Origin of the sequence: Kribbella sp. NPDC003557, from assembly GCF_040610805.1 — a bacterium.
Classification (GTDB): domain Bacteria; phylum Actinomycetota; class Actinomycetes; order Propionibacteriales; family Kribbellaceae; genus Kribbella.
The window spans coordinates 62,263-81,672 of sequence record NZ_JBEXMY010000004.1 but is presented as its reverse complement, the minus strand read 5'-3'; the positions used below and the strand labels follow the sequence as shown (position 1 = coordinate 81,672).

The following is a 19,410-nucleotide window of genomic DNA, read 5'->3' as shown; positions in this document are numbered from 1 at the left end:
CTCAGGCTGCGGGGCCGGCGTCCACCGGCGCCTCGGCGGTCTCGGCGGTCTGGGCGGACTTGGAATCCTTGGAATCCTTGGCGTTCTTGGCCTGGAGCCGCTTCGGGCGTTGCCGGTCCTTGAACCACAGGTCGAGCTGGCCGGGCTTGCGCGCCTCCTGGCGCAGCTGCCAGACCGTGCTCCAGCACACGGCCTCCTTGAGCATCGCCATCGACTTGGTGCCTTCGTGGTACACCCTCGAGACGCTGTCGTCCTTGCGGGCGAACTGCACGACGCCCGCGCGCCGTCCCAGGCTGATGCACTCGCCGAAGAATCCGACCTCGAAGTTCTCGGGCTGTTTCCCGGCGATCCGGCTGAGCACGGTCTCGGCGGCCTGGGGACCGATCTGGACCGCGGACTGGCAACTCATCCGCACGGGCAGGTCCGACGGTGCCACCGAGTCCCCGGTACCGATCACTCGCGGGTCGTCGATGCTCGTCAGGGTTTCGTCCGTGAGCAACCGCCCGATCGCATCGGTACTCAGCCCGCTGCGGGCCGCCAGATCCGGGACGCCGAATCCCGCGGTCCAGATGGTCACGTCGCTCGGGAGTTCGCGGCCGTCGGCCAGCTGGACGGCGTCCGCCGTCACGCCCGTCACCGTAGCGTCAGGCCCTTCGACGACGGTCATGCCGAGCTTGGCGAACCGCTTGGCGACCGCTCGCCGGGCCCGCGGGTGCAGGTACGGCCCGAGGGTCTTCCCGCAGACCAGCGTGACCTTGCGCCCTTGCTCGGCCAGTTCGGACGCGGTCTCGAGGCCGGTCGGTCCGGCTCCCACCACGGTCAGGGTTGCCGAGCCAGGTGCGGCGTCGACGACCGGCTGCAGTCGCTCCGCTTCTTCCAGGACGGAGATCCGGTAGGCGTGCTCCGCCGCGCCGGGCACATCGGGCACGGGGCTCCCGCTGCCGACGGCGTAGATCAGGTAGTCGTACCCGAGTTCGCCGCCGCTGTCCAGCGTCACCCGGCGTCCTGCCGCGTCGATCCGCGTCACGGTGTCGACCACCAGTGTGACGCCGCCGGCGAGAACCTTCCGGTAGTCGACCACGGCGTCGTCCGATCCGGTGACGAGCTGGTGCAGGCGGATCCGCTCGACGAACTCGGGACGGGGGTTGATCAGCGTCACGTTCACGTCGTGCCGCCGGGTCAGGCGGTTCGCCGCCATCACGCCGGCGTAGCCGCCGCCGACCACGACGACGTCGGTCTTCTTTGTCATGGCAACTCCTTCGCTCCAGGTGCAGCCTTAAAGACACCGGCACATCGGCGGTTGTGACAGGTCCGCACCGGCGACTTCGGGGCGTCGTGTGTCACACGGCGGGGCGCTACCCGGTCTTTCCCTGTGAGGAGTCAGTCAGCGCCACGAGGTGGGCCATGCGGGACATGATCAGTGGAGGTTTGGCGACGCTGCCGCGCCCGGTCGCCGCGGTCCTGGGCGGCGGCGGCGTGCTCGGCGCGGCCCATGTCGGGATCGGGCACGCGCTGGAACGGCGCGGATTCGTCCCGGACCTGATCGTCGGTACGTCGGTCGGCGCTCTCACCGGCGCGATCGCGGCCGCCCGTCCCGATTCCGCGGCCGCGCGGCTGGACGAGCTGTGGATCCATCTGCGCCGGCGGGAGGTGTTCCCGCTCGGCTATCTGTCCTCGCGGGCGAGTCTGTTCTCCGACCGTGGCCTGCGCCGGTTGATCTCGGCTGCCGAGCTGCCGGCACGGATCGGCGATCTGCCGGTTCCGTTCACCGCCGTGGCGATGGATCTCGCCTCCGGTGCGGAGGTGCGGATGGATCAGGGCGACCTCGAGTCGGCGTTGCTGGCGAGCTCCGCCATCCCCGGCGTACTGCCGCCGGTGGTCCGGGACGGCCGGACGCTCGTGGACGGCGGGCTGATCGCCTACGTGCCGGTGCGCGCCGCCTACGCGGCCGGCGCGGCCAGTGTGCTGGTCCTGTCGACCGGGCCGTCGAGCTGGCCGTTGCCGCCGGCATCACCGCATCGGCGCGCCGGTGCGATCGCCTGGCGGTCCGCCGTCCTGCAGGTGCACCACCAGATCGAGTGTGATCTGCAGGACGTGTCCGCGCACATCCCGGCCGTCGTGCTGCCGACCGGCATCGACAAGTGGCCCGCGCCGTGGGACTTCAGCCATTCGCAACGGCTGATCAGCACCGCGATGGCGACCGCGGAGCGCTTTCTCGACGGGCTCGAGGTCGACGGCCCCGGCCTGTACCGAGCCGACCCCGATCGCGAGTCGTCGCCGGCTCGCGCCGAGACAGGAACCAGCCAGTGAGCACAATCGCCTTCCTCAACATCGCGATGCACGGCCGGGTCAACCCGACCCTGCCGATCGTGGCCGACCTGGTCCGGCGCGGCCACGCGGTCAGCTATCACACCTCACCGGCCTTCGGTCCGGAGGTGGAACGCGCCGGCGCCACGGTCCACTACTACGCCGGCGGCGAGCAGTCCCTGCCGGATCCGCCGACGCCGATCGCGTTGCTCGAAGGGCTCGCGCACACCGCCGTACAGGTGCTGCCCGGCGTGATCGACGACCTGCGCGCGGTACGGCCCGATCTTGTGGTCCACGACTCGGCGTGCCTGTGGGGTGCGATCGCGGCCCGGGAACTCGCAGTGCCTGCGGCGTCGTCGTTCACGACCTTCGCCTTCAACCGCCACGCACCCAGTCCGACCGGGGCGTCGCGGAGCTTGCTGCGCGCAGCGGCGGCGAACCCGCTGCACGTCAAGCGCTACGTGCGATCCCGGTGGGTCCTGCGGCGGCGCTTCGACGCCGGCGGCCTGCGATTGGTTGACCTGGGCAACATCCGCCAGCCGCTCAACCTCGTCTACACGTCCAAGACGTTCCAGCCCGGGGCCGAGGAGTTCGACGACTCGTTCCGTTTCGTCGGCCCGAGTATCGGGGCACGCCCGCCCGACCCGTCGTTCCCCATCGACCGGCTGCGGGGCCGCGTCGCCTACCTCTCACTGGGCACCGTGTTCAAGGCGGATCCGCAGTTGCTCGGGACAGTCGCGGCCGCGCTCGCGCCGCTGGCCGACACCGTCGTCGTCGCAACCGGGCAGACCGATCCGTCGGCGCTCGGTCCGTTGCCCGCGAACGTCCTCGCCCGTCGCTCGGTGCCGCAGCCGGAGGTGCTGGCCCGTGCGTCCCTGTTCGTCACGCACGGCGGCATGAACGGCGTCAACGAGGCGATGTACGCCGGGGTTCCGATGCTGCTGGTTCCGCAGGGCGCCGACCAGCCGTTGGTGGCCGGCCGGGTGGTGCAGCTCGGCGCGGGGCTGACGATCCGGAACGAGGAGATCACCGAGGACGCCGTACGGACACTCGCGCGACGACTTCTCGACGAGCCCGGGTTCCGGAAGGCGGCGTTGGCCCTGCAGGACGCGGAGCGCGACGCGGGCGGGTTCCGCCGGGCCGCCGACGAGCTCGAGCGGTACCTGCGCGCGGCCGGGCGCGGTGACCTCGAAACACCTGCCGATCCCTCGCGGCGAGCGTGACCGATGTCGCCGGTTCTGGTGTTGCTGCTGATCGCCGGACTCTCCGAGGCGACCGGACGTGTCCTGCCGCTGGTGTCCCGCCGCCCCGGGATGTCCCGGCCCGTGGTCGTCGGCTTGCTCCTGACCGGCACGCTGATCGAGAGCGCCGTGATCGCGCTCTGGCCGCGGACCGCCTGGGCGCTGGCCGAGGCACTGCAGTCCGACCCGGTGCCCGACGCCGCCGGACTGGTTTGGACACCGGGCCTCATCGCACCGTTGGTGCTCGCGGGCGTGCTGGCCTTTCCGTGGCTCGGTCCGTTGCTTCACCTGCTGCTACTGGTCGCGGTGGGTGCCACGCTGACCGGTCCGTTGGCAGACGCCAGTGGCCTGAGCTGGCCGGCAGCCGCGTGCTGTCTGGCTGTCGCCGGGTTCGGCCTGGCGAGTGCGGTCGAGCTGGTTCGACGGCTTGTCGCGAGAGTACTGGCCTTCCGGGTAGGGGAGTCGTTCGCATGAACAGCGTCGTGCTGTTGCTCGGTGGGATCGGACTGGTGCTGATCGTCGAGGGCGTCCTGGCCCGGTACGAGTTACTCGCGTACAGCGTCGGCTGGCGGGTCTCGACGACCGAGCTGCCGGACGGCCTGCCGTACGCGCGCGGCGCGGCGCCCGATCGCCCGCCCTCGGCGTACCTGGTCTATCTCGACGGCATCGGGAAGCGGCAGTTCCGTGACACCCGCGACGGCGGCCAGCTCGTCCAGGCCGTGATCGCCGGGGCTCCGGAGCTGCGCGTGCTCGGCCAGGTGCAGCCCTACTCGCCGTTGGCCGCGCCGCTCGCGGACCGGCCCGTGTGGGCGTGGCTGCGTCGCCGGGCTGGTCTGCTGCTGTTCCTGCACAACGTCATGCAGACCTTCGTGGCGGCCGACCGCCGGTACCGTCCGCTGTACAACCGGGCCGTCGGTCAGCAGATCGTCGTGCAGCTCCGGCTGGCCGGATACCGGGACGGCAGTGACATCCCGGTGGTGCTCCTCAGCTACAGCGGTGGCGCCCAGGTCTCCACGGGCGCTGTCGACGAGATCCATCGCGCGCTGGGCGCGCGTGTGCTGGTGATCATGCTCGGCGGTTTCCACAACGGCGCCAACGACCTGTCGCGGGTCGACCACGTGTACCGGCTGACGAGCTCGAAGGATCGTATCGAGCGGGTCGGGACCTGGATCTTCCCGCAGCGGTGGCGGCTGTTCCGCGGCAGCGGCTGGAACCGCGCCGTCCGGGCCGGGAAGGTCACCGTCCGGACGCTCGAGCCGGCGACGCACGTCGGCCCACGCAGCTACATCAGCCCGACGGCCACCCTGCCGGACAGACGCAGCCACCTCGATCGCACCACCGGCACGGTGATCGACCTGATCAGGGAGTACTGCGCCGCACCGCGGTCAGATCTTCAGGCCGGCGTCGCGGAGGCCTGACAGCTCGATCGCGTTGCGCAGCGCGGACAAGATGTACTGCGGCACCTGGAGGCCGGCGTGCCGGGCCCAGAGGAGCTCGCGTTCCACCAGACTGACCTGCCGGGCGACCTCCAGGAGATCCCGGTCGAGGCCGAGTGCGCGGGCCACGTCACCGAAGTCCGCCAGCTGCCGGCGGTTGTTCACACCGACCGGCTTGAACGATCGCCGGCGCAGGATCCGCGCGAGCTGGAGCTGCCAGTCACGCAGCCCTTCCGCACCGACCAGGACCTCGGCCGACAGCCGGTAGAACGCGAAGTGGCCCGGTTCCTGGCGCTTGATCGGCGCGACGACGGTCTCGGCGATCGCGTGCTCGCCCAGGTGCCGGAGCCCGTCGACCAGGCGCGAGTAGGCCACCACGGCTGAGCGTTCGGTGGCGGCACCGGTCAGGTAGTAGAGCAGCCGGACGACGCCGAGCATGCCCGGCAGGTGCGACAGCAGCCCGAGCAGCTGGATCCTGGCGCTCACGTTGACGTCCGCGGTCACCGGGGTGAGCCCGCAGCGTTGCTGGACCGCGTCCAGCAAGACGCCGTGTTGGAGCTCCTGCGGTGACCAGACGTCCTCGTAGAAGAACTTGTCCGTGGCGGTGGCGTCGGGCATCAGGGCCCGCAACTCGAGCACGTTGCGCTCCACATCGAGCTCGACGCGGGCAAGGTAGTGGAAGACCGCGCCGTACCGCTGCCGGACGAGATCCGGACGATGAATCGTCAGATCCGCGGCGCCGAGCGACAGGGGCGGATGGTCGTCGGCGAACTGCTCGACGAAGCGGCGAAGGCCGTCGGGAGTCACTCGGTGAGACATGGCGTTGCCGTGCGTCCACTCAGCAGATCCTCGAGGCCGGTGAGGTTGCCGCCGCGGGTCGCGTCGAGGAACGTCCGCAGGAACCGGCGGTGGTGGGCCGGGCTCACGACCCCGGGCCGGTCGGTGGCGAGATGCCGCCGAGCGCGGCACACCAGCTGGCGGGTGTAGACCGGGCTGAGGCGCAGCAGCACCCCGATCCGGTCGTACGGATAGTCGAACAGCTCCCGGAGGATGTAGGCCGCGCGTTCGTTCGCGGTGAGCCGCGTGAGGACGAGCGCGACCGCTTCCTCGAGAGCCTCGCCCTGCTCGATCCTGGCCACCGGATTCGCGTTCGGATCCGCGACGTCCGGGGCCGCCGGGCCGTACGTCTCACGGCGACGCCTGGCCGATCGTTTGACGTTGATGGCTCTGCGGGTCGTCATGGTCACCAGAAGTGCCCGTGCGTTGCCGACCGTCGTCAGGTCGGTCTGCTGCCAGCGCAGCCAGACCTCCTGGACAACATCCTCCGCCTCGCTGCGGTTCCGCAGGATCCTCGACGCGATCGCGGTCAGTCGCCGCCGCTCACCGAGGAACACGGCGAGCGCCTCGGCGAGTTCGGGCTCGGGCGCACCCTCGATCACCTGCCAGGGCCGCAGCCCGTCCTGCCGTGTGGATGGTTCGATTCCGACGCTCATGCTCCTGGCCCTCCTCGCGTTCCGGCCGGTGGTGCGCGAAATCCCCCCACCCATCACGCTCCCGCCGCCGTCCCTGGTTTCGCGCCCCCGAGCACCCGTGGCCGACCACGTGGGCCTGGCAACTACGTGCCCGGTGCAACTACGGGCCTCGTGGTCGTACCGGCCCGGAGGCGATTGCGGGTACGCTCGACCGGTGGGACCTGGCCCGCACAACGCCGCACTGATCGGGCGGCGCAACGAATGCCGAGCCCTTGACGACCTCCTGCGAGGCGCCAGGGTGGGACGGAGCGCGGCTCTGGTCCTGCGCGGAGAGGCCGGGATCGGCAAGACCGCACTCCTGCGCTACGTGCTCGAGCGGTCGGACGGATACCGCCTGGTGCGCGCGGCCGGGATCCAGTCGGACATGGAGCTCTCGTACGCCGGCCTGCACCAGCTCTGCTCTCCGCTGCTGGCCGGGCTGGATCATCTCCCGGGGCCGCAGCGCGATGCGCTCGGCGCCGCGTTCGGCGTCCGGCCGGGAATCGCTCCCGACCGGTTCCTCGTCGGCCTCGCCGCGCTCGGGCTGCTCGCGCAGGCCGGAGGCGACCAGCCGCTGCTCTGCGTCGTCGACGACGCGCAGTGGCTGGACCAGGCGTCGGCCCTGACGTTGGGTTTCGTCGGCCGCCGGCTGCTCGCGGAGTCCGTCGTACTGCTGCTGGCCGTCCGGGAACCAGCAGCGCACCAATCGCTGGCAGGCCTCCCCGAGCTGCCGGTCAAGGGCCTGCGCGACCGGGACGCCCGACGGCTTCTGGACTCGGTCGTCACCGGTCCGCTCGACGCGCGGGTACGCGACCGCATCGTGGCCGAGGCCGGCGGCAACCCGCTGGCCCTTCTCGAACTGCCGCACAGCTGGGCGGAGGCGGGAGTGGCCGGCGGCGTCGCGGCCCCGGACACGCGGCTGCTGGAGAGCCAGATCGAGGGGGAGTTCGTCCGCCGGATCCGGTCGCTCCCGGTCGGGACCCGATCGCTGATGGTCGTCGCGGCCGTCGAGCCGGTCGGTGACGCCGGGCTGTTGCGACGGGCGGCCGAGCGGCTCGGCATCGACGTCGGCGCGGCCCTCGCGAACGCGGCGGACCTGCTGTCGGTGAGCTCCGACGTCCGGTTCCGGCATCCGCTGGTGCGCTCGGCGACGTACCGGGCCGCGTCCGGGAGCGATCGCCGGGCGGCACATCGCGCGCTGGCGGACTCGATCGATCCGGAGGTGGATCCCGATCGGCGGGCCTGGCACCGGGCGCAGGCCGCGCCGGGCCCCGACGAGGACGTGGCGGCCGAGCTCGAGCGGTCGGCCGTCCGTGCCCAGGCACGCGGCGGCGCGGCAGCCGTGGCCGCGTTCCTGGAACGCGCGGCCGAGCTGACCGAGGATCCCGGCCGGCGGTCGTCCCGCGCGCTGGCCGCGGCCTCGGCGAAGTTCCGGGCCGGGGCGTTCGAGCCGGCGACGAATCTGCTGGTGACAGCGAGCGCCGACCCGCCCGACGAGCTGACGCGCGCGGGCATCGACGTACTGCGGGCCGGTCTGGCCTTCGCGCAGGGCCGGGGCCTGGACGCTCCCGCGCCACTGCTCGCCGCGGCGCGCCGGCTCGAGAAGCTCGACGCGGCTTCGGCTCGTGAGACCTACCTGGAGGCGGTCTCGGCAGTCATCTTCAACGGCCATCTCGCGCGCAGCCCGGGATGGTCGGAGGTCGGGGCGGCGGCGCGTGGTGCGCCGCCGCCGTCGCAACCGCCAGGTGCCGCGGACGAGTTGCTCGACGCGTTGGCGATCCGTCTGACCGACGGTTTCACCGCCTCGGTGCCGATGATCGAGAGCGCGCTCACGGCCTTCTCGGCCGACGACCTTCCGGTGCAGGAGTCGCTGCGGTGGCTCCTGCTGGCGGGAGTCATCGCGGCGGACCTGTGGGATCTCGAGCGCTGGCAGACGGTCACGACGCGCCATGTCGAGCTCACCCGCCGGACAGGCGCGCTCAGCGGCCTGCCGCTGGCGCTGGACTCGTCGGCGGTCGTGCTGGTGTTCGCCGGTGAGCTGGCGGCGGCGGCCGCGGTGGTCGAGGAAGTGCGAACGGTGAGTACGGCGACCGGCACCGTCCAGCCACCCTTCGGGGCGCTGGCGCTGGCCGCGGCGCGTGGTCAGGCGCGTGACGCACGCGCGCTGATCGACGGCACTGTCAAGGAAGGGTCGCTCCACGGTCAGGGCCTCGGAGTGACGGTCGCGAACTGCCACCATGCGGTGCTCTGCAACGGCCTGGCCCAGTACGAGGAGGCGATGAGCGCGGCCGGCCGCGCAGCGCGGTACCAGGAGGAGTTCGGCGCTCCGCGATGGGCACTCGCCGAGCTGATCGAGGCGGCCGTACGCAGCGGCTCGCCAGGGGCGGCGTACAACGCTCTGGACCAGCTCTCGGAGACGGCGCGGGCCAGCGGTACGGACTGGGCGCTCGGTGCCGAGGCGTGCGCACGCGCCCTGCTCAGCGAGGGGACGGCCGCCGAGGACCGGTACCGCGAGGCGATCGAGCGACTCGGACGCACCCGCGTCCGCCTCAACCTGGCCCGGACCCATCTCCTGTACGGCGAGTGGCTGCGGCGGGAGGACCGCGCCGTCGACGCGCGGACGCAGCTCACGATCGCCCACGACCTGCTCCGCCAGTTCGGCGCCGACGCGTTCGCCGAGCGCGCCCGCCGCGAACTGCAGGCGACAGGCGCGACGATCCGCGAGCCCACCGTCGCGGCACAGACCGCACTCACCGCCCAGGAGTCCCAGATCGCCCGCCTCGCCGGCGACGGGCTCACCAACCACGAGATCGCCGCGCGCCTGTTCCTCAGCCCGCACACCATCGACTGGCACCTGCGCAAGGTCTTCTCGAAACTCGGCATCGCCTCCCGCCGCGAGATCGCCAACCGACTGGCCGAGGGCGCGGCGACGTCGGCCTAGGGCGGCTGGGGTGCCCTTTTACAGCGCTAGCATTCAGCGATGCTGACTTGGGGCGACGACGACATCCTCGACCAGGAAGGCCGTACGGTCGTGGTCACCGGCGCGAACTCGGGGCTGGGGTTGCGCGCGGCGACCGTGCTCGCGGCCAAAGGGGCACGGGTGATCCTCGCCTGCCGGTCCCGTGAGCGCGGGGAGCGCGCCGCGGCCGCGGTCGGCGGCGAGCTCGTACTGGCGGACGTCGCGGACCTGGACTCGGTACGAAGGGCCGCCGCGGAGATCCACGACCGTACGGGAGAGCGCGTCGACCTGCTGATCAACAACGCGGGCATCCCGGCCGGCCGGTTCCGGCGTACCGCTCAGGGACACGAGTCGATCCTCGCCACCAACTACCTGGGGCATGCCGCGCTGACCTGGTTGCTGATGCCCGCACTCCGCGCGGGGAAGTCGGCCCGCGTCGTGACCATGTCCAGCATCGCCCACCGCGGCAAGGGGTTCGACGTCGAGGACCCGAACTTCGATCACCGGCGGTTCCGGATGGCGTATGGCTACTCCCAGTCCAAGCTGGCCTGCCTGATGTTCGCGCTGGAACTCCAGGAACGCCTGCACAACGAGGCTTCACCGGTGGTCAGCGTCGCCGCCCACCCCGGATTCACCGGCACGGAGGTCGGCGCCGCGGGCGCCCGCAACCAGGGTCTCGGCGCGTTCGCGCGGCCGCTGAACGCGCTGACCAAGGCGCTGTCCCAGTCCGTGCCCGAAGGCACGCTGCCGCTGCTGTACGCCGCGACCGCGCCCGACGTCCGGGGTGGCGACTACTACGGGCCGAGCAAGTTCGGCGAGTTCTTCCGCGGGGTCGGCCCGGCCCGCATCGATCCACGGGCCCAGGACAAGGCACTCCGCGCGCGCCTGTGGACCCGCACCGCCGAGCTGACCGGGGTGCGGCCGGACCCGGCCTGACCCGCGTCGTGTGACCGAGGTCACACCGTCAGCTGGATTGCCGAGAGCTATCCAGGCGTTCTGAGTTTCATCGCGCAACTCAGCTCGGAAGGACACCTCGGCATGACCACCCTTGATCTTCCTGTTTCGGCCGGCTCCCGGTCGCCTCGCGTGCTCGGCCGGCGCGGTAGCTTCTGGACCGCCGCGGCGGTGGCGGGGATCAGTCTGTGGACGAGCGCGGCTCCCACGACGTCGTACCCGCTCTACGCCAAGACCTGGCATCTGACGCCGACGGCGACGACCGCGATCTTCGCGGTGTACCCGGTCGTCCTGGTCGTGGTCCTGCTGCTGTTCGGCCAGCTCTCGGACTACATCGGCCGGCGCGCCACCATGCTGTACGGCGTCGGCGCCATGCTCGTCGGCGTACTGCTCTTCGCGCTCGCCCCGTCCGTGGCCTGGGTGTATGCCGGCCGCGCGTTCATGGGCGCCGGTGTTGGTCTGGCCTTGGCCCCGGCGACTGCGGCAGCTGTGGAGTTCAGCGCCCGCGGTCGCGCGGCACGAGCCGCTTCGGTGACGACGGCCGCCACCGCGGCCGGGCTGGCTCTGGCGACGATCGTCGGCGGGGGACTGATCGAGTACGCGCCGGCTCCGCTGCACCTGGACTTCTGGGTCCTGCTCGCCGTCGTCGCGGGTGTGTTCGCCGCGGTCTGGGGAATGCCGCGCCACACCAAGGACGAGGCTCAGGGGCGCTGGCGTCCACGTGGCGTGACCGTTGCCCGAGGCATCCGACTGCTGTACCTGGCCGCGGCGCTCTCGGTGACCGCTGCCTACGCGTTCGGCTCGGTCTTCCTTGCCCTCGGCGCCCAGATCGTTCGTGACCTGGTCGGCACCGGCAACATCTTCGTCATCGGCCTGCTGCTCGCGATCTTCTCGGTCGCCACCGGGACGACCGCGATCGTCGGCCGCCGCTTCGCGCCGCGCCGCCTCGTCCCGCTCGGCGCCGTCCTGACGATCGTCGACCTGGTCCTGCTCGAGCTGGCCGCGACCGTGCACTCGCTCCCGTTCTTCGTCGCCACGACCGCCGTCGGCGGCACGGCGTACGCGCTGCTGTTCGCCGGCGGACTCGGCCTGATCGCTGCGCACGCGCCGGCTCACCACCGTGGCGCGACCGTGTCGGCCGTCTACCTCGTCGCCTACATCCTGCAGGGCGCGACGGCGCTGACGCTCGGTGTCGTGGCAACCGCCGCAGGCCTGAGTACGGCGTTGGCTCTCGGCGTCACGGTGATCGGTACGCTGGCCCTCCTGGTCCTGGCGGCCACCTTCGTACTCACTCGCAAGGAGGGCGCATGACAACCCAGCCGGCCTGCTCGATCGCCCGAACCCTGGAGTACCTGCGCGATCGCTGGACCTTCCTGATCCTCCGCGAGGCACACCTCGGCACCACCCGGTTCGCGGACTTCCGCGACTACCTCGGCATCGCGCCCAACATCCTCACCAATCACCTCAACGACCTCGTGGACGCCGGCCTCCTGGAGAAGCGCGAGTACCGGGAGCAGGGCGAACGCACCCGCTCGTCGTACCACCTGACCCCCGCGGGCGAGGACCTCAAGCTGGTCCTCGCCGCCCTCCAGCAATGGGGCGACGTCCACGTCCCTCGCGAGCAAGGCCCGACCGTCCTCCGGCACGCCAAGGACTCCGGCGAACTGGTCAACGTCACCTTCACCACCGAATCCGGCACCCCGGTCGCCACCGACAATGTCACCTTCGACCCAGCCCCCGGCCTCCCGACCACCCGCCGCGCCTGGCGCTGATCACATCAGCCGCGACCGGGATCACCTGGAGCTGAGATATCAGCGTGTCGGTGCGATCGTCACGGTGATCTCTGGCGGGGCGCTGACATCGGCTGGTCTGCCGGTCTCGGCTCTGACCTCCAGCGGGCCGTGCGGGGTCGGTACGGAAGCCTGGGCCCACTCGAGGCCGCCGAGTTGCGGAGCGACTGTCACGGACGCCATGCCCGGGGCTGTCGGCCGGACACCGAGCAGCGTCGCGACATAGTGGTACAGCGGATGTGCGCCCCACGCGTGGCAGTCGCTGCGGGTCGGTTCGGGGTGTTCGATCACTGTGCGCAGGCCCTGCTCCAGCAGCCCGAACCAGAGCTCGAGCCGGGCGAGCAGCACGTCGGTCCGCCCGATCGAATGCAGCGCCTCGAACAGGTAGTGGTCGAAGTACACAGTGGTTCGCGCCAGCGCCTCGGGTGGTTCCTGGAGCATGGTCCGGACAGCCGTGTCGCCGTACTTCGCCCCCGCGAGCAGGGCCAGGGCTTGCGCGTGTTCGCTGAAGGCGGTGTGGTCGAGGTCGTCGGCGTACAGCCTGCGATCGGTGTCGTAGAAGGTCTCGTCGGCGGCCTCGAGGAGCTGGTCGGTCAGCTGTGAGTACCGGGCGGAGGCGTCGGACTCGCCGACCCAGGACTCCAGGTCGGCGACCTGTCGCGCCACCAGTGCCAGCTGCAGTTGCAGCACTGCCGACACACCGCGCCCGGGGCCCGGCCAGTCAGGGTGTTGTTCCCCGTCCTGGACGATCCCGGGCGGAGTGCCGGCGTCCCAGCCCGGCACCCAGTCCGTGAAGTTCCAGCCGTGCAGGGCGTGGAAGATCCCGCGGTCGTCGACCGTCCGGAGGTGAGCTTCGACGGCCGCACGGACAGCGGGCATCAACTCGGTGACGAACGCCAGGTCGCCGCGCCACAGCGCGAAGTCGTGCACCATCGCGACCCACCACAGCGTGAACGGCGGGATCGGCGACGACTGCCGGGACGGTGTCCGGGACTTGACCAACCCGTCGTCACCCTGGCTGTGAGCGAACGCGCGCAGTGCCTGCCGGGCGAGGGCGTCGTCGCCGGTGGTGGCATAGGCGATCAGGCATTGCAGCCGGGTGTCGCCGGCGTACTGAAGCTGCTCGTAGTAGGGGCAGTCCATGGTCGTCTCGTGACTGCAGGCCTGCAGCGTCCGGAACGCGAGTACGCCGACCTGCGCCAGGCGCGGGTCACTGGCGGTGAAGTGGCTGCGGTCCTCGTACGGATAGTGGGTCTCGCGGAATCGCAGGCCGGTGATCGTGAGCGGTTCGGCCGCGGTGGTGACGAGGACCTCGACGTACCGGCCGGATTGCCACCACAGCGTGCTGTGCTGCTCGTGACCGCCGCCGGCGATGAAGAGGTCACCGATACCGTCTGCCTCGAGCCCGGGCCGGCCGAACAGCTTGCCCGCGACGACATCGCGATGGCCCTTGCCTGCTCCGGGCTCGGTCTCGTAGAGGGACTCCTGCCAGTGCACCCGCACTGCGGCGTCACGTCCGCCGGCGAGGTCGAGCACGGGGTACGCACAGACGTACTGGTCGAGGTCGATGAGCACGCGCCGGCACGTCCGGGGCGGCAGCACCAGCGCCGTACCGTCGAGGAGCCGTTGCCAGTCGCGGGCCTCGCCGTCGAGGTTGTCCGCCGGATCGACGACGCGATCGTGCGTCGGCTCGCCCGCGGGATGCTCCGCGACCAGGCGGATCCGGGCGCCCTCGGCCCAGCGCTGCGCCGGTGCGGGCAGGCTGGACGGCACCAGCAACCGCGCCGCCTCACGTCCGGTCTCGGCTGTGGACCAGGCGAGGTTGTCCGCACCGGTCTGCCAACCCCACGGATACGCACGGCCGTCACTGACATGCCTGGCGCCGCACCCGTACCCGTCGCCTTTCGGTCGGCGGCCGTGGCCAGGCAGTGCGGCCGCTCGCCAGGTCGCCGTACCGGTGCCGAGCTCGGGTAGCTCGCCGCGGACAGCCTCGGCGGCGAGGAGGAAGGTCGGGCCGTCGCCGAGACTCAGCTGGGCCAGGGGAGCGTCGTCGCCGAGACTCCACACGCGGGCCGCGAGCCAGTGCCCGCCGGCGGACAGCCGCAGCCGGTAGCTCTCGAACGCCCAGTGCCCGACCTCGCCACGTGACGGTCCGCGGCCGACGAGGTCGCCGTCGAGCCATAGTTCGTACCGCTCGTCCGCGGACACGTGGACGACGACCTCGGCCGCCTCCGCGCACTCGACCCGCAGCCGGAAGCCGGCCACGTCGCCGCTCCCCGCCGCCACGATCCAGCGGGCGGGCCAGTCTCCCGCGAACGGGTCGTCCTCGAGTTGGAGCTGCTGAACGTCGGTGTGCTCGGGCATCGTCACAGGTGTCCATTCTGCGGGAAATCGATGTTTTGGGATGTTTATCGGTACACGACTGGCGTCAGAATTGCCTCCGGGGTGGGCCGTCATACCCGATCCGAGAACGTCCAACACCATGAAGAAGAGGGCAGAGTGATGCTCGATCCTGTCGTCGGCAAAGGTCAGCTGACCGAGACCGACCGCTTCATCTTCGAGTCGTGGGGCTACTTCCTGATTCCCGACGTCCTGACCAAGGACGAGGCCGCCGAGGCCTACGACGTGTCACAGCGTCTGCACCAGAGCCGCGACCGCGAGTTCGGGCAGATCGGCCGGACCTACGAGAGCGAGCCGGTGCTCGAGCGGCTCATCGACCACCCCGACGTGCTGCCGAAGGTGCAGGGTCTGCTCGGCGACCGGTTCGTCCTGCAGGCCGGCTGGAACACCATGCAGCCGGCGCACGCGGGGAACGGCGGGTGGCACCAGGACGGATCGTCAGCCTTCGACTTCAAGGACCTGGGCTACCCGGTCCCGTTGCTGCAGTTGCGCGTGTCGTACCTGCTGACCGACCAGACGGTGCCCGGTACGGGCAACATGGAGCTGATTCCCGGCAGTCACCGCTCGCGGGTCGGCCTGCCTGACTCGATCCGCAAGACCAAGGGCGACATCGCGATCGGCCACGTCGTGTGCGCCGAGGCGGGCGCCGCCCTGGTCTTCCACAACGGTGTCTGGCACCGGACCTTCCGCCACGACGGCGACTACGACCGCTTCACCACGCACTACGTCTACAGCCCGCCGTGGGTCCGCGCGGCCGACCGCCTCAGTAACGACCCCGAGTTCCTCGAACGCACCACACCGCTGCGACGGGCCCTGATGGGAGAGTTCGCCAGGCCGGACGCCCCGTTCGGCGCCAACTACGAGCCGCTACCCATCTGACCCACGCCGAACTGCACCGGCCTCCGATCCACATCGAAGGCCGGTGCCTCGCCGGCCGATGTTCAGGGTCGTGGTTGGTCGGTCCAGCCTGAGCGGTTGGTGGGGGACGGGGCGGGAAGCTCGTTGGTGTCGAGCAGTTCGGTGGCGACGTCGTGGAGTTTGCGTTGCTGGTCCTGGGAGTAGCGACGCAGGATCGCGAACGCCTGGTCGGCGGTGATACCGAAGCGCTCCATCAGGACGCCGATCGCCTGGCCGACGTGGGATCTCGCCTCGACGGCGCGCGCGAGGTTGACCCGTGTCTGGATCGAGTCCAGCGCGACCGCGCTGTGGACCGACAGTTCGCGGAGCAGGTCGCTCTGGTCGGTGCTCAGGGTTCCCGCGTCGGTGTCCGCGTAGTTGAAGACTCCGATCAGGCGGCCGCGTGCGACCAGGGCGATACTCAGCCAGCTGCGCCAGCCCTGATCGGCGGCGACCGGCGCCCACAGCGGCCAGAGGCCGGTCTGTGTCAGATCCGGGCAGTAGTCCGCGCCGCTCCCGTGGAGAACGTCGATCGCAGGGCCTTGGTCCAGATCTGTCTGCGCCTCACAGGCCGTTGCCAGCGCGTGGTCGGACGCTGAGTCCGATTGGAGACGCCGGTGACGGCTCAGCATCAGGTTGAGGTGTCCGGAGCCGAGAAGTGCCGCGCCTTCCTCGACGGCGGCTGCGGCGACTTCCTCGACGTCGTCGAGCTCGTGCAACTGATGAACGATGGTGGCCAACTTGCTCGCGTGCTCGATGTGAGTCGTCACGGTGGCACCGCTTCCGGGGGCATAAGAATCCACAGGCCCTCGGTCTGAGCCAGCCGTAACGGGCAGCGCCTGGAACGCACCGCACCGCACAGCCCTTCCATCCTTCGCCGTGGAGGCGGCGCAGGTCAAGCTGTGCCGAAAACTGGGGCGGTCGCGCACGCCGTGTTCCCGACGTGCACGACCTGGCGACAGGTTCACCCGCGGGCGTCAGTGCCGCCTGATCAAGCAGTGCCCAGCTGACTCGCCGGTAAGCACGCGCCGGTCTACCCGTAGCGCTTCTCCGTGGCCCGGACCAGTTCGTCGGCGAGGTCATGCAGCTTGCGGTTGGATTGCTGGCTGAGCCTGGCCAGGACGGCGAACGCGCGATTGCCGGGAATCTGGTACCGCTCCATGGTGATGCCGATGGCGCGGCCGATGAGGTCGCGGGTGTCGATCGCCCGTTCGAGCTGGTCCTGGCGCTGGGCGTCGGCATAGGCGACCGCGGCGTGGGCGGCGACGAGAAGGCCGACGTGCTCGGACTCGTCGGTGAAGGCACCGGCTCGGCCGCTGTAGAGGTTGAGCGCGCCCAGGTCGTCCGCTTTCACGTACAGCTGGATCGACAGCATGCTGCGGACTCCCGCTTCGGCCGCCAGTTTCGCGAATCTCGGCCAGCGCTGTTCCGTCGACGTGTCGTCGACCCGGACGGTCGTGTGCTCCCAGGCTGCATCGAGGCAGGGGCCCTGGCCGGTCTCCTGCATCAGCAGGTCGACTCCACGGGCCAGGTCGCTGGACGCCGCCTTGTGCTGGATCCGCCGGTGCGCGATGACATCGGCGATGGATCCGTGCTCAGCTCCGGGGACCATGTGCACGGCCGTTGTGACGATCTCGTTCAGGAGATCCCCGGAGTCGTCCGTCTCCTGCAGCGCACGTGCGACGTGTCCTAGCTCGATGGCGAGCAGGTCCTGTCCCTCCATCGTCCCGGTGTCCTGCGGCGACGGCCGGCCCCGGCCCGTCCGGCCACTGTTCGTCTCCTCCGGCATGACCTGTACCTCCTCCCTGTGCCGCCGTACACACAAGGCGCGCAGCTAGGTCCGGGCTGCGCCGGCGGCAATTCACGAGGATTTCAGCAGGTGCCCGGAGGTTCGAGCGTCGTCCGGGCGCTCGGCGGTGAGCAGCAGGGGCGCCCCCGCTTCGTACGACGCCCCTGCGTCCACCCCGTTCCCCGTTCGCGCGGCAACCGGCCCCCGTGACACGGGACCGCCGCGTTGGTGCAGCGGTGCCCAGAAATCAGGGAATTACACCTCGAACCAGAGATCTCGACAGCGTCAGCGGTTTGGGGGTGCTGTGATGCGGGCACCGATAGTGCGCGAACAGGACTCTCGCCACGAGGGTCCCTGTGCGTCTTGGTTACGACATGTGGCCACTATGCGGAGTGACGCGATGACTGAGGATCGGCCGCCGGCCGGGCTGCGTCTTGTCGAGTGTGTCGAGCCGGCCGTCGATGCGGTCGCCCGGTTCGCCGTCCAGGCGGCCGGTTGTACGTACGCGTCGGTGGTCCTGGTCCGCGAGCGCGCAAGCCTCGAGATCGTCGCGCTGAGCGACGCGAAGCTGGCCGGGCTCTACCAGGTGCAGATCGACCTCGGTGAGGGGCCGCTGATCAGTGCGCTCGCGACGGACGAGGTGCAGTTCGTTCCGGACGTGCTGATCGAGCAGCGCTGGTCGCACCTGTGGACCGATCGGATACTCGCGGCCGGCATCCGCAGCCTGGTCCACGTGCCGCTGCTGGTCGGTGAGCATTCGTTGGTGATCCTGAGCCTGTTCAGCGACATCCGGGACGGGTTCGACGACGACGATGTCGCGTTCGCGCACATCCTCGGCACCCACGCGGCGATCGCGATCGCCGCCGCCCGTCCCGAAGCCGGCCTGGTCGTGACCGCGGACGCCCGGGAGCTGGTCGGACGCGCGACCGGCATCCTGATGGAGCGCGAGGGTATGGACGGCTACGACGCGTTCGAGGTCCTCAAACAAGACTCCGTGGACACCAGACTGACCCTGCGCGAGGTCGCCCAGCAACTGATCGACACCGGCAAACTCGCCTGACCGCCCAGTCGCGGTTCAGAAGCCGTGGTTCGGCTCGCCGGGGGTGGCTCGGTCCTGCTTCATCTCGGCCTCGCGTTGGTGCGGACGGCCGTCGACGAGGTCGTCGACGACCCGATGATGGTGCCTGTCCCAGGCCGTGTAGTAGATCCGCTCGTAGTCCTCGACGATCTGGAAGGTCCATCGGCCGGCGTTGACGTTGAGCCCGACGAGTTCCTTCTCGAGTTCGTCCGCGATGTGCGCGTGACCGGCGCCGCGAAGCAGGCGAATCGCTTCGATGAGTTCGTTGTCGGCTTTGCCGGTCAGTTGATGGAACTCGTACAGCGCGCCGCGCGCCCGGATCACGGTCTCCATGGCCAGCGTCAGCGCGCCGACGGCCTCGACGGTCTCATGGTCGACGCCGGCCGGCCGGGCGAATCGCTCAGGAAGTTCGTTCATGCGTGGTCGGTACCCGGAACGAAGCGGTCCTTGCGCATCGATGGTGCATAAGTTTGCAGCTTCCGCGGATGGGCACCGCGTGACCATCAGCCGCTACCCGACGAGGAGGACGACCTGATGAGCAACACGACCGAATCGGTGGACGTGGACGTGGACGTCACCACGGCGTACAACCAGTGGACCCAGTTCGAGTCGTTCCCACGCTTCATGGAGGGCGTCGACGAGATCCGCCAGCTGGACGCGACCCACACCCGCTGGGTCGTCTCGATCGGCGGCGTACGGCGCGAGTTCGACGCCACGATCACCGAGCAGCACCCGGACGAGCGGGTCGCCTGGACGTCGGACTCCGGTCCGCGACACGCCGGCGTGATCACGTTCCACCGGCTGGGCGAGGACAAGACGCGGGTGACCGCGCAGATGGACATGGACCCGGACGGGCTGGCCGAAACGGTCGCCGACAAGACCGGCGTCGTGTCCCGGCGGGTCAAGGGCGACATGGCGCGCTTCAAGGAATTCATCGAGACCCGCGACGGCCGGGAGACCGGTGCGTGGCGCGGCAACGTCGATCCGGGCAGCAAGAACTAGCGCTACATCCCGCTCGCGGGGCCTGACCACACCTGAGCCGAGGAGG

Annotated in this window: 18 protein-coding genes; 11 read left to right on the top strand and 7 right to left on the bottom strand. The window is 70.5% G+C overall.

Going from position 1 to position 19,410, the window contains the following annotated elements; translation table 11 throughout:
* Nucleotide 1 precedes the first annotated feature (1 nt).
* Nucleotides 2–1,249 carry an FAD-dependent oxidoreductase gene (locus tag ABZW60_RS16985; RefSeq protein WP_355477729.1) on the bottom strand — a complete coding sequence of 416 codons (1,248 nt, stop codon included), beginning with the start codon at nucleotides 1,247–1,249 and terminating at the stop codon, nucleotides 2–4.
* Between the two features lie 155 nt (nucleotides 1,250–1,404).
* Between ABZW60_RS16985 and ABZW60_RS16980 the strand changes: the two genes are divergently transcribed.
* The 4 genes from ABZW60_RS16980 to ABZW60_RS16965 are packed head-to-tail and all read left to right on the top strand — an operon-like array spanning nucleotide 1,405 to nucleotide 4,966.
* Nucleotides 1,405–2,310 (top strand): patatin-like phospholipase family protein, encoded by a 906-nt coding sequence (locus tag ABZW60_RS16980; protein WP_355477727.1) that lies wholly within the window; start codon nucleotides 1,405–1,407, stop codon nucleotides 2,308–2,310.
* Entirely contained in the window at nucleotides 2,307–3,530 is a 1,224-nt protein-coding gene (locus ABZW60_RS16975) for a macrolide family glycosyltransferase (RefSeq protein WP_355477725.1), read from the top strand. Before ABZW60_RS16980 ends, ABZW60_RS16975 begins: the two co-directional genes overlap by 4 nt.
* Before the next feature lie 3 nt (nucleotides 3,531–3,533).
* Nucleotides 3,534–4,022, top strand: a complete 489-nt coding sequence (locus ABZW60_RS16970; RefSeq protein WP_355477723.1) for a hypothetical protein — start codon at nucleotides 3,534–3,536, stop codon at nucleotides 4,020–4,022.
* Nucleotides 4,019–4,966 (top strand): hypothetical protein, encoded by a 948-nt coding sequence (locus ABZW60_RS16965; RefSeq protein ID WP_355477721.1) that lies wholly within the window; start codon nucleotides 4,019–4,021, stop codon nucleotides 4,964–4,966. The genes ABZW60_RS16970 and ABZW60_RS16965 overlap by 4 nt, the downstream gene beginning before the upstream one ends.
* Here ABZW60_RS16965 and ABZW60_RS16960 read toward each other — a convergent pair.
* Both ABZW60_RS16960 and ABZW60_RS16955 read right to left on the bottom strand, forming a co-directional pair.
* A complete protein-coding gene (locus tag ABZW60_RS16960; protein ID WP_355477719.1) occupies nucleotides 4,934–5,803 on the bottom strand; it encodes a GTP-binding protein LepA in 870 nt (289 codons plus the stop codon). The two genes, ABZW60_RS16965 and ABZW60_RS16960, sit on opposite strands and share 33 nt — an antisense overlap.
* Nucleotides 5,788–6,477, bottom strand: a complete 690-nt coding sequence (locus ABZW60_RS16955) for a sigma factor (RefSeq protein ID WP_355477717.1) — start codon at nucleotides 6,475–6,477, stop codon at nucleotides 5,788–5,790. The genes ABZW60_RS16960 and ABZW60_RS16955 overlap by 16 nt, the downstream gene beginning before the upstream one ends.
* Between ABZW60_RS16955 and ABZW60_RS16950 the strand changes: the two genes are divergently transcribed.
* The 4 genes from ABZW60_RS16950 to ABZW60_RS16935 all read left to right on the top strand — a co-directional run bounded on the left by ABZW60_RS16950 (nucleotide 6,476) and on the right by ABZW60_RS16935 (nucleotide 12,180).
* Entirely contained in the window at nucleotides 6,476–9,436 is a 2,961-nt protein-coding gene (locus tag ABZW60_RS16950; protein WP_355477715.1) for an AAA family ATPase, read from the top strand. The two genes, ABZW60_RS16955 and ABZW60_RS16950, sit on opposite strands and share 2 nt — an antisense overlap.
* Before the next feature lie 39 nt (nucleotides 9,437–9,475).
* Complete coding sequence (locus tag ABZW60_RS16945; RefSeq protein ID WP_355477713.1) at nucleotides 9,476–10,390, top strand: SDR family NAD(P)-dependent oxidoreductase; 915 nt, start codon at nucleotides 9,476–9,478, stop codon at nucleotides 10,388–10,390.
* A gap of 102 nt (nucleotides 10,391–10,492) precedes the next feature.
* Nucleotides 10,493–11,719 carry an MFS transporter gene (locus tag ABZW60_RS16940; RefSeq protein WP_355477711.1) on the top strand — a complete coding sequence of 409 codons (1,227 nt, stop codon included), beginning with the start codon at nucleotides 10,493–10,495 and terminating at the stop codon, nucleotides 11,717–11,719.
* Nucleotides 11,716–12,180: a helix-turn-helix domain-containing protein gene (locus ABZW60_RS16935; RefSeq protein WP_355477709.1), complete on the top strand. Its 465-nt coding sequence runs from the start codon at nucleotides 11,716–11,718 to the stop codon at nucleotides 12,178–12,180. The genes ABZW60_RS16940 and ABZW60_RS16935 overlap by 4 nt, the downstream gene beginning before the upstream one ends.
* Before the next feature lie 39 nt (nucleotides 12,181–12,219).
* Here the strand turns inward: ABZW60_RS16935 and ABZW60_RS16930 are convergent, their stop codons facing one another.
* On the bottom strand, nucleotides 12,220–14,562 hold the full coding sequence (locus ABZW60_RS16930) for an alpha-L-rhamnosidase C-terminal domain-containing protein (protein WP_355479044.1): 2,343 nt from the start codon (nucleotides 14,560–14,562) through the stop codon (nucleotides 12,220–12,222).
* A 138-nt stretch (nucleotides 14,563–14,700) separates the two neighbouring features.
* On the opposite strand from ABZW60_RS16930, the gene ABZW60_RS16925 reads away from it, so the two are divergent.
* Nucleotides 14,701–15,477 carry a phytanoyl-CoA dioxygenase family protein gene (locus ABZW60_RS16925; RefSeq protein ID WP_355479042.1) on the top strand — a complete coding sequence of 259 codons (777 nt, stop codon included), beginning with the start codon at nucleotides 14,701–14,703 and terminating at the stop codon, nucleotides 15,475–15,477.
* A 62-nt stretch (nucleotides 15,478–15,539) separates the two neighbouring features.
* On the opposite strand, the gene ABZW60_RS16920 is transcribed toward ABZW60_RS16925, so the two are convergent.
* A complete protein-coding gene (locus ABZW60_RS16920; protein ID WP_355477708.1) occupies nucleotides 15,540–16,265 on the bottom strand; it encodes a GAF and ANTAR domain-containing protein in 726 nt (241 codons plus the stop codon).
* 263 nt (nucleotides 16,266–16,528) lie between these two features.
* Nucleotides 16,529–17,284 carry a GAF and ANTAR domain-containing protein gene (locus ABZW60_RS16915; RefSeq protein WP_355477706.1) on the bottom strand — a complete coding sequence of 252 codons (756 nt, stop codon included), beginning with the start codon at nucleotides 17,282–17,284 and terminating at the stop codon, nucleotides 16,529–16,531.
* A gap of 400 nt (nucleotides 17,285–17,684) precedes the next feature.
* On the opposite strand from ABZW60_RS16915, the gene ABZW60_RS16910 reads away from it, so the two are divergent.
* Nucleotides 17,685–18,344 carry a GAF and ANTAR domain-containing protein gene (locus ABZW60_RS16910; protein WP_355477704.1) on the top strand — a complete coding sequence of 220 codons (660 nt, stop codon included), beginning with the start codon at nucleotides 17,685–17,687 and terminating at the stop codon, nucleotides 18,342–18,344.
* A gap of 15 nt (nucleotides 18,345–18,359) precedes the next feature.
* Here the strand turns inward: ABZW60_RS16910 and ABZW60_RS16905 are convergent, their stop codons facing one another.
* On the bottom strand, nucleotides 18,360–18,779 hold the full coding sequence (locus ABZW60_RS16905; RefSeq protein WP_355477702.1) for a hypothetical protein: 420 nt from the start codon (nucleotides 18,777–18,779) through the stop codon (nucleotides 18,360–18,362).
* A gap of 117 nt (nucleotides 18,780–18,896) precedes the next feature.
* Between ABZW60_RS16905 and ABZW60_RS16900 the strand changes: the two genes are divergently transcribed.
* Complete coding sequence (locus ABZW60_RS16900) at nucleotides 18,897–19,364, top strand: SRPBCC family protein (RefSeq protein ID WP_355477701.1); 468 nt, start codon at nucleotides 18,897–18,899, stop codon at nucleotides 19,362–19,364.
* Nucleotides 19,365–19,410 lie beyond the last annotated feature (46 nt).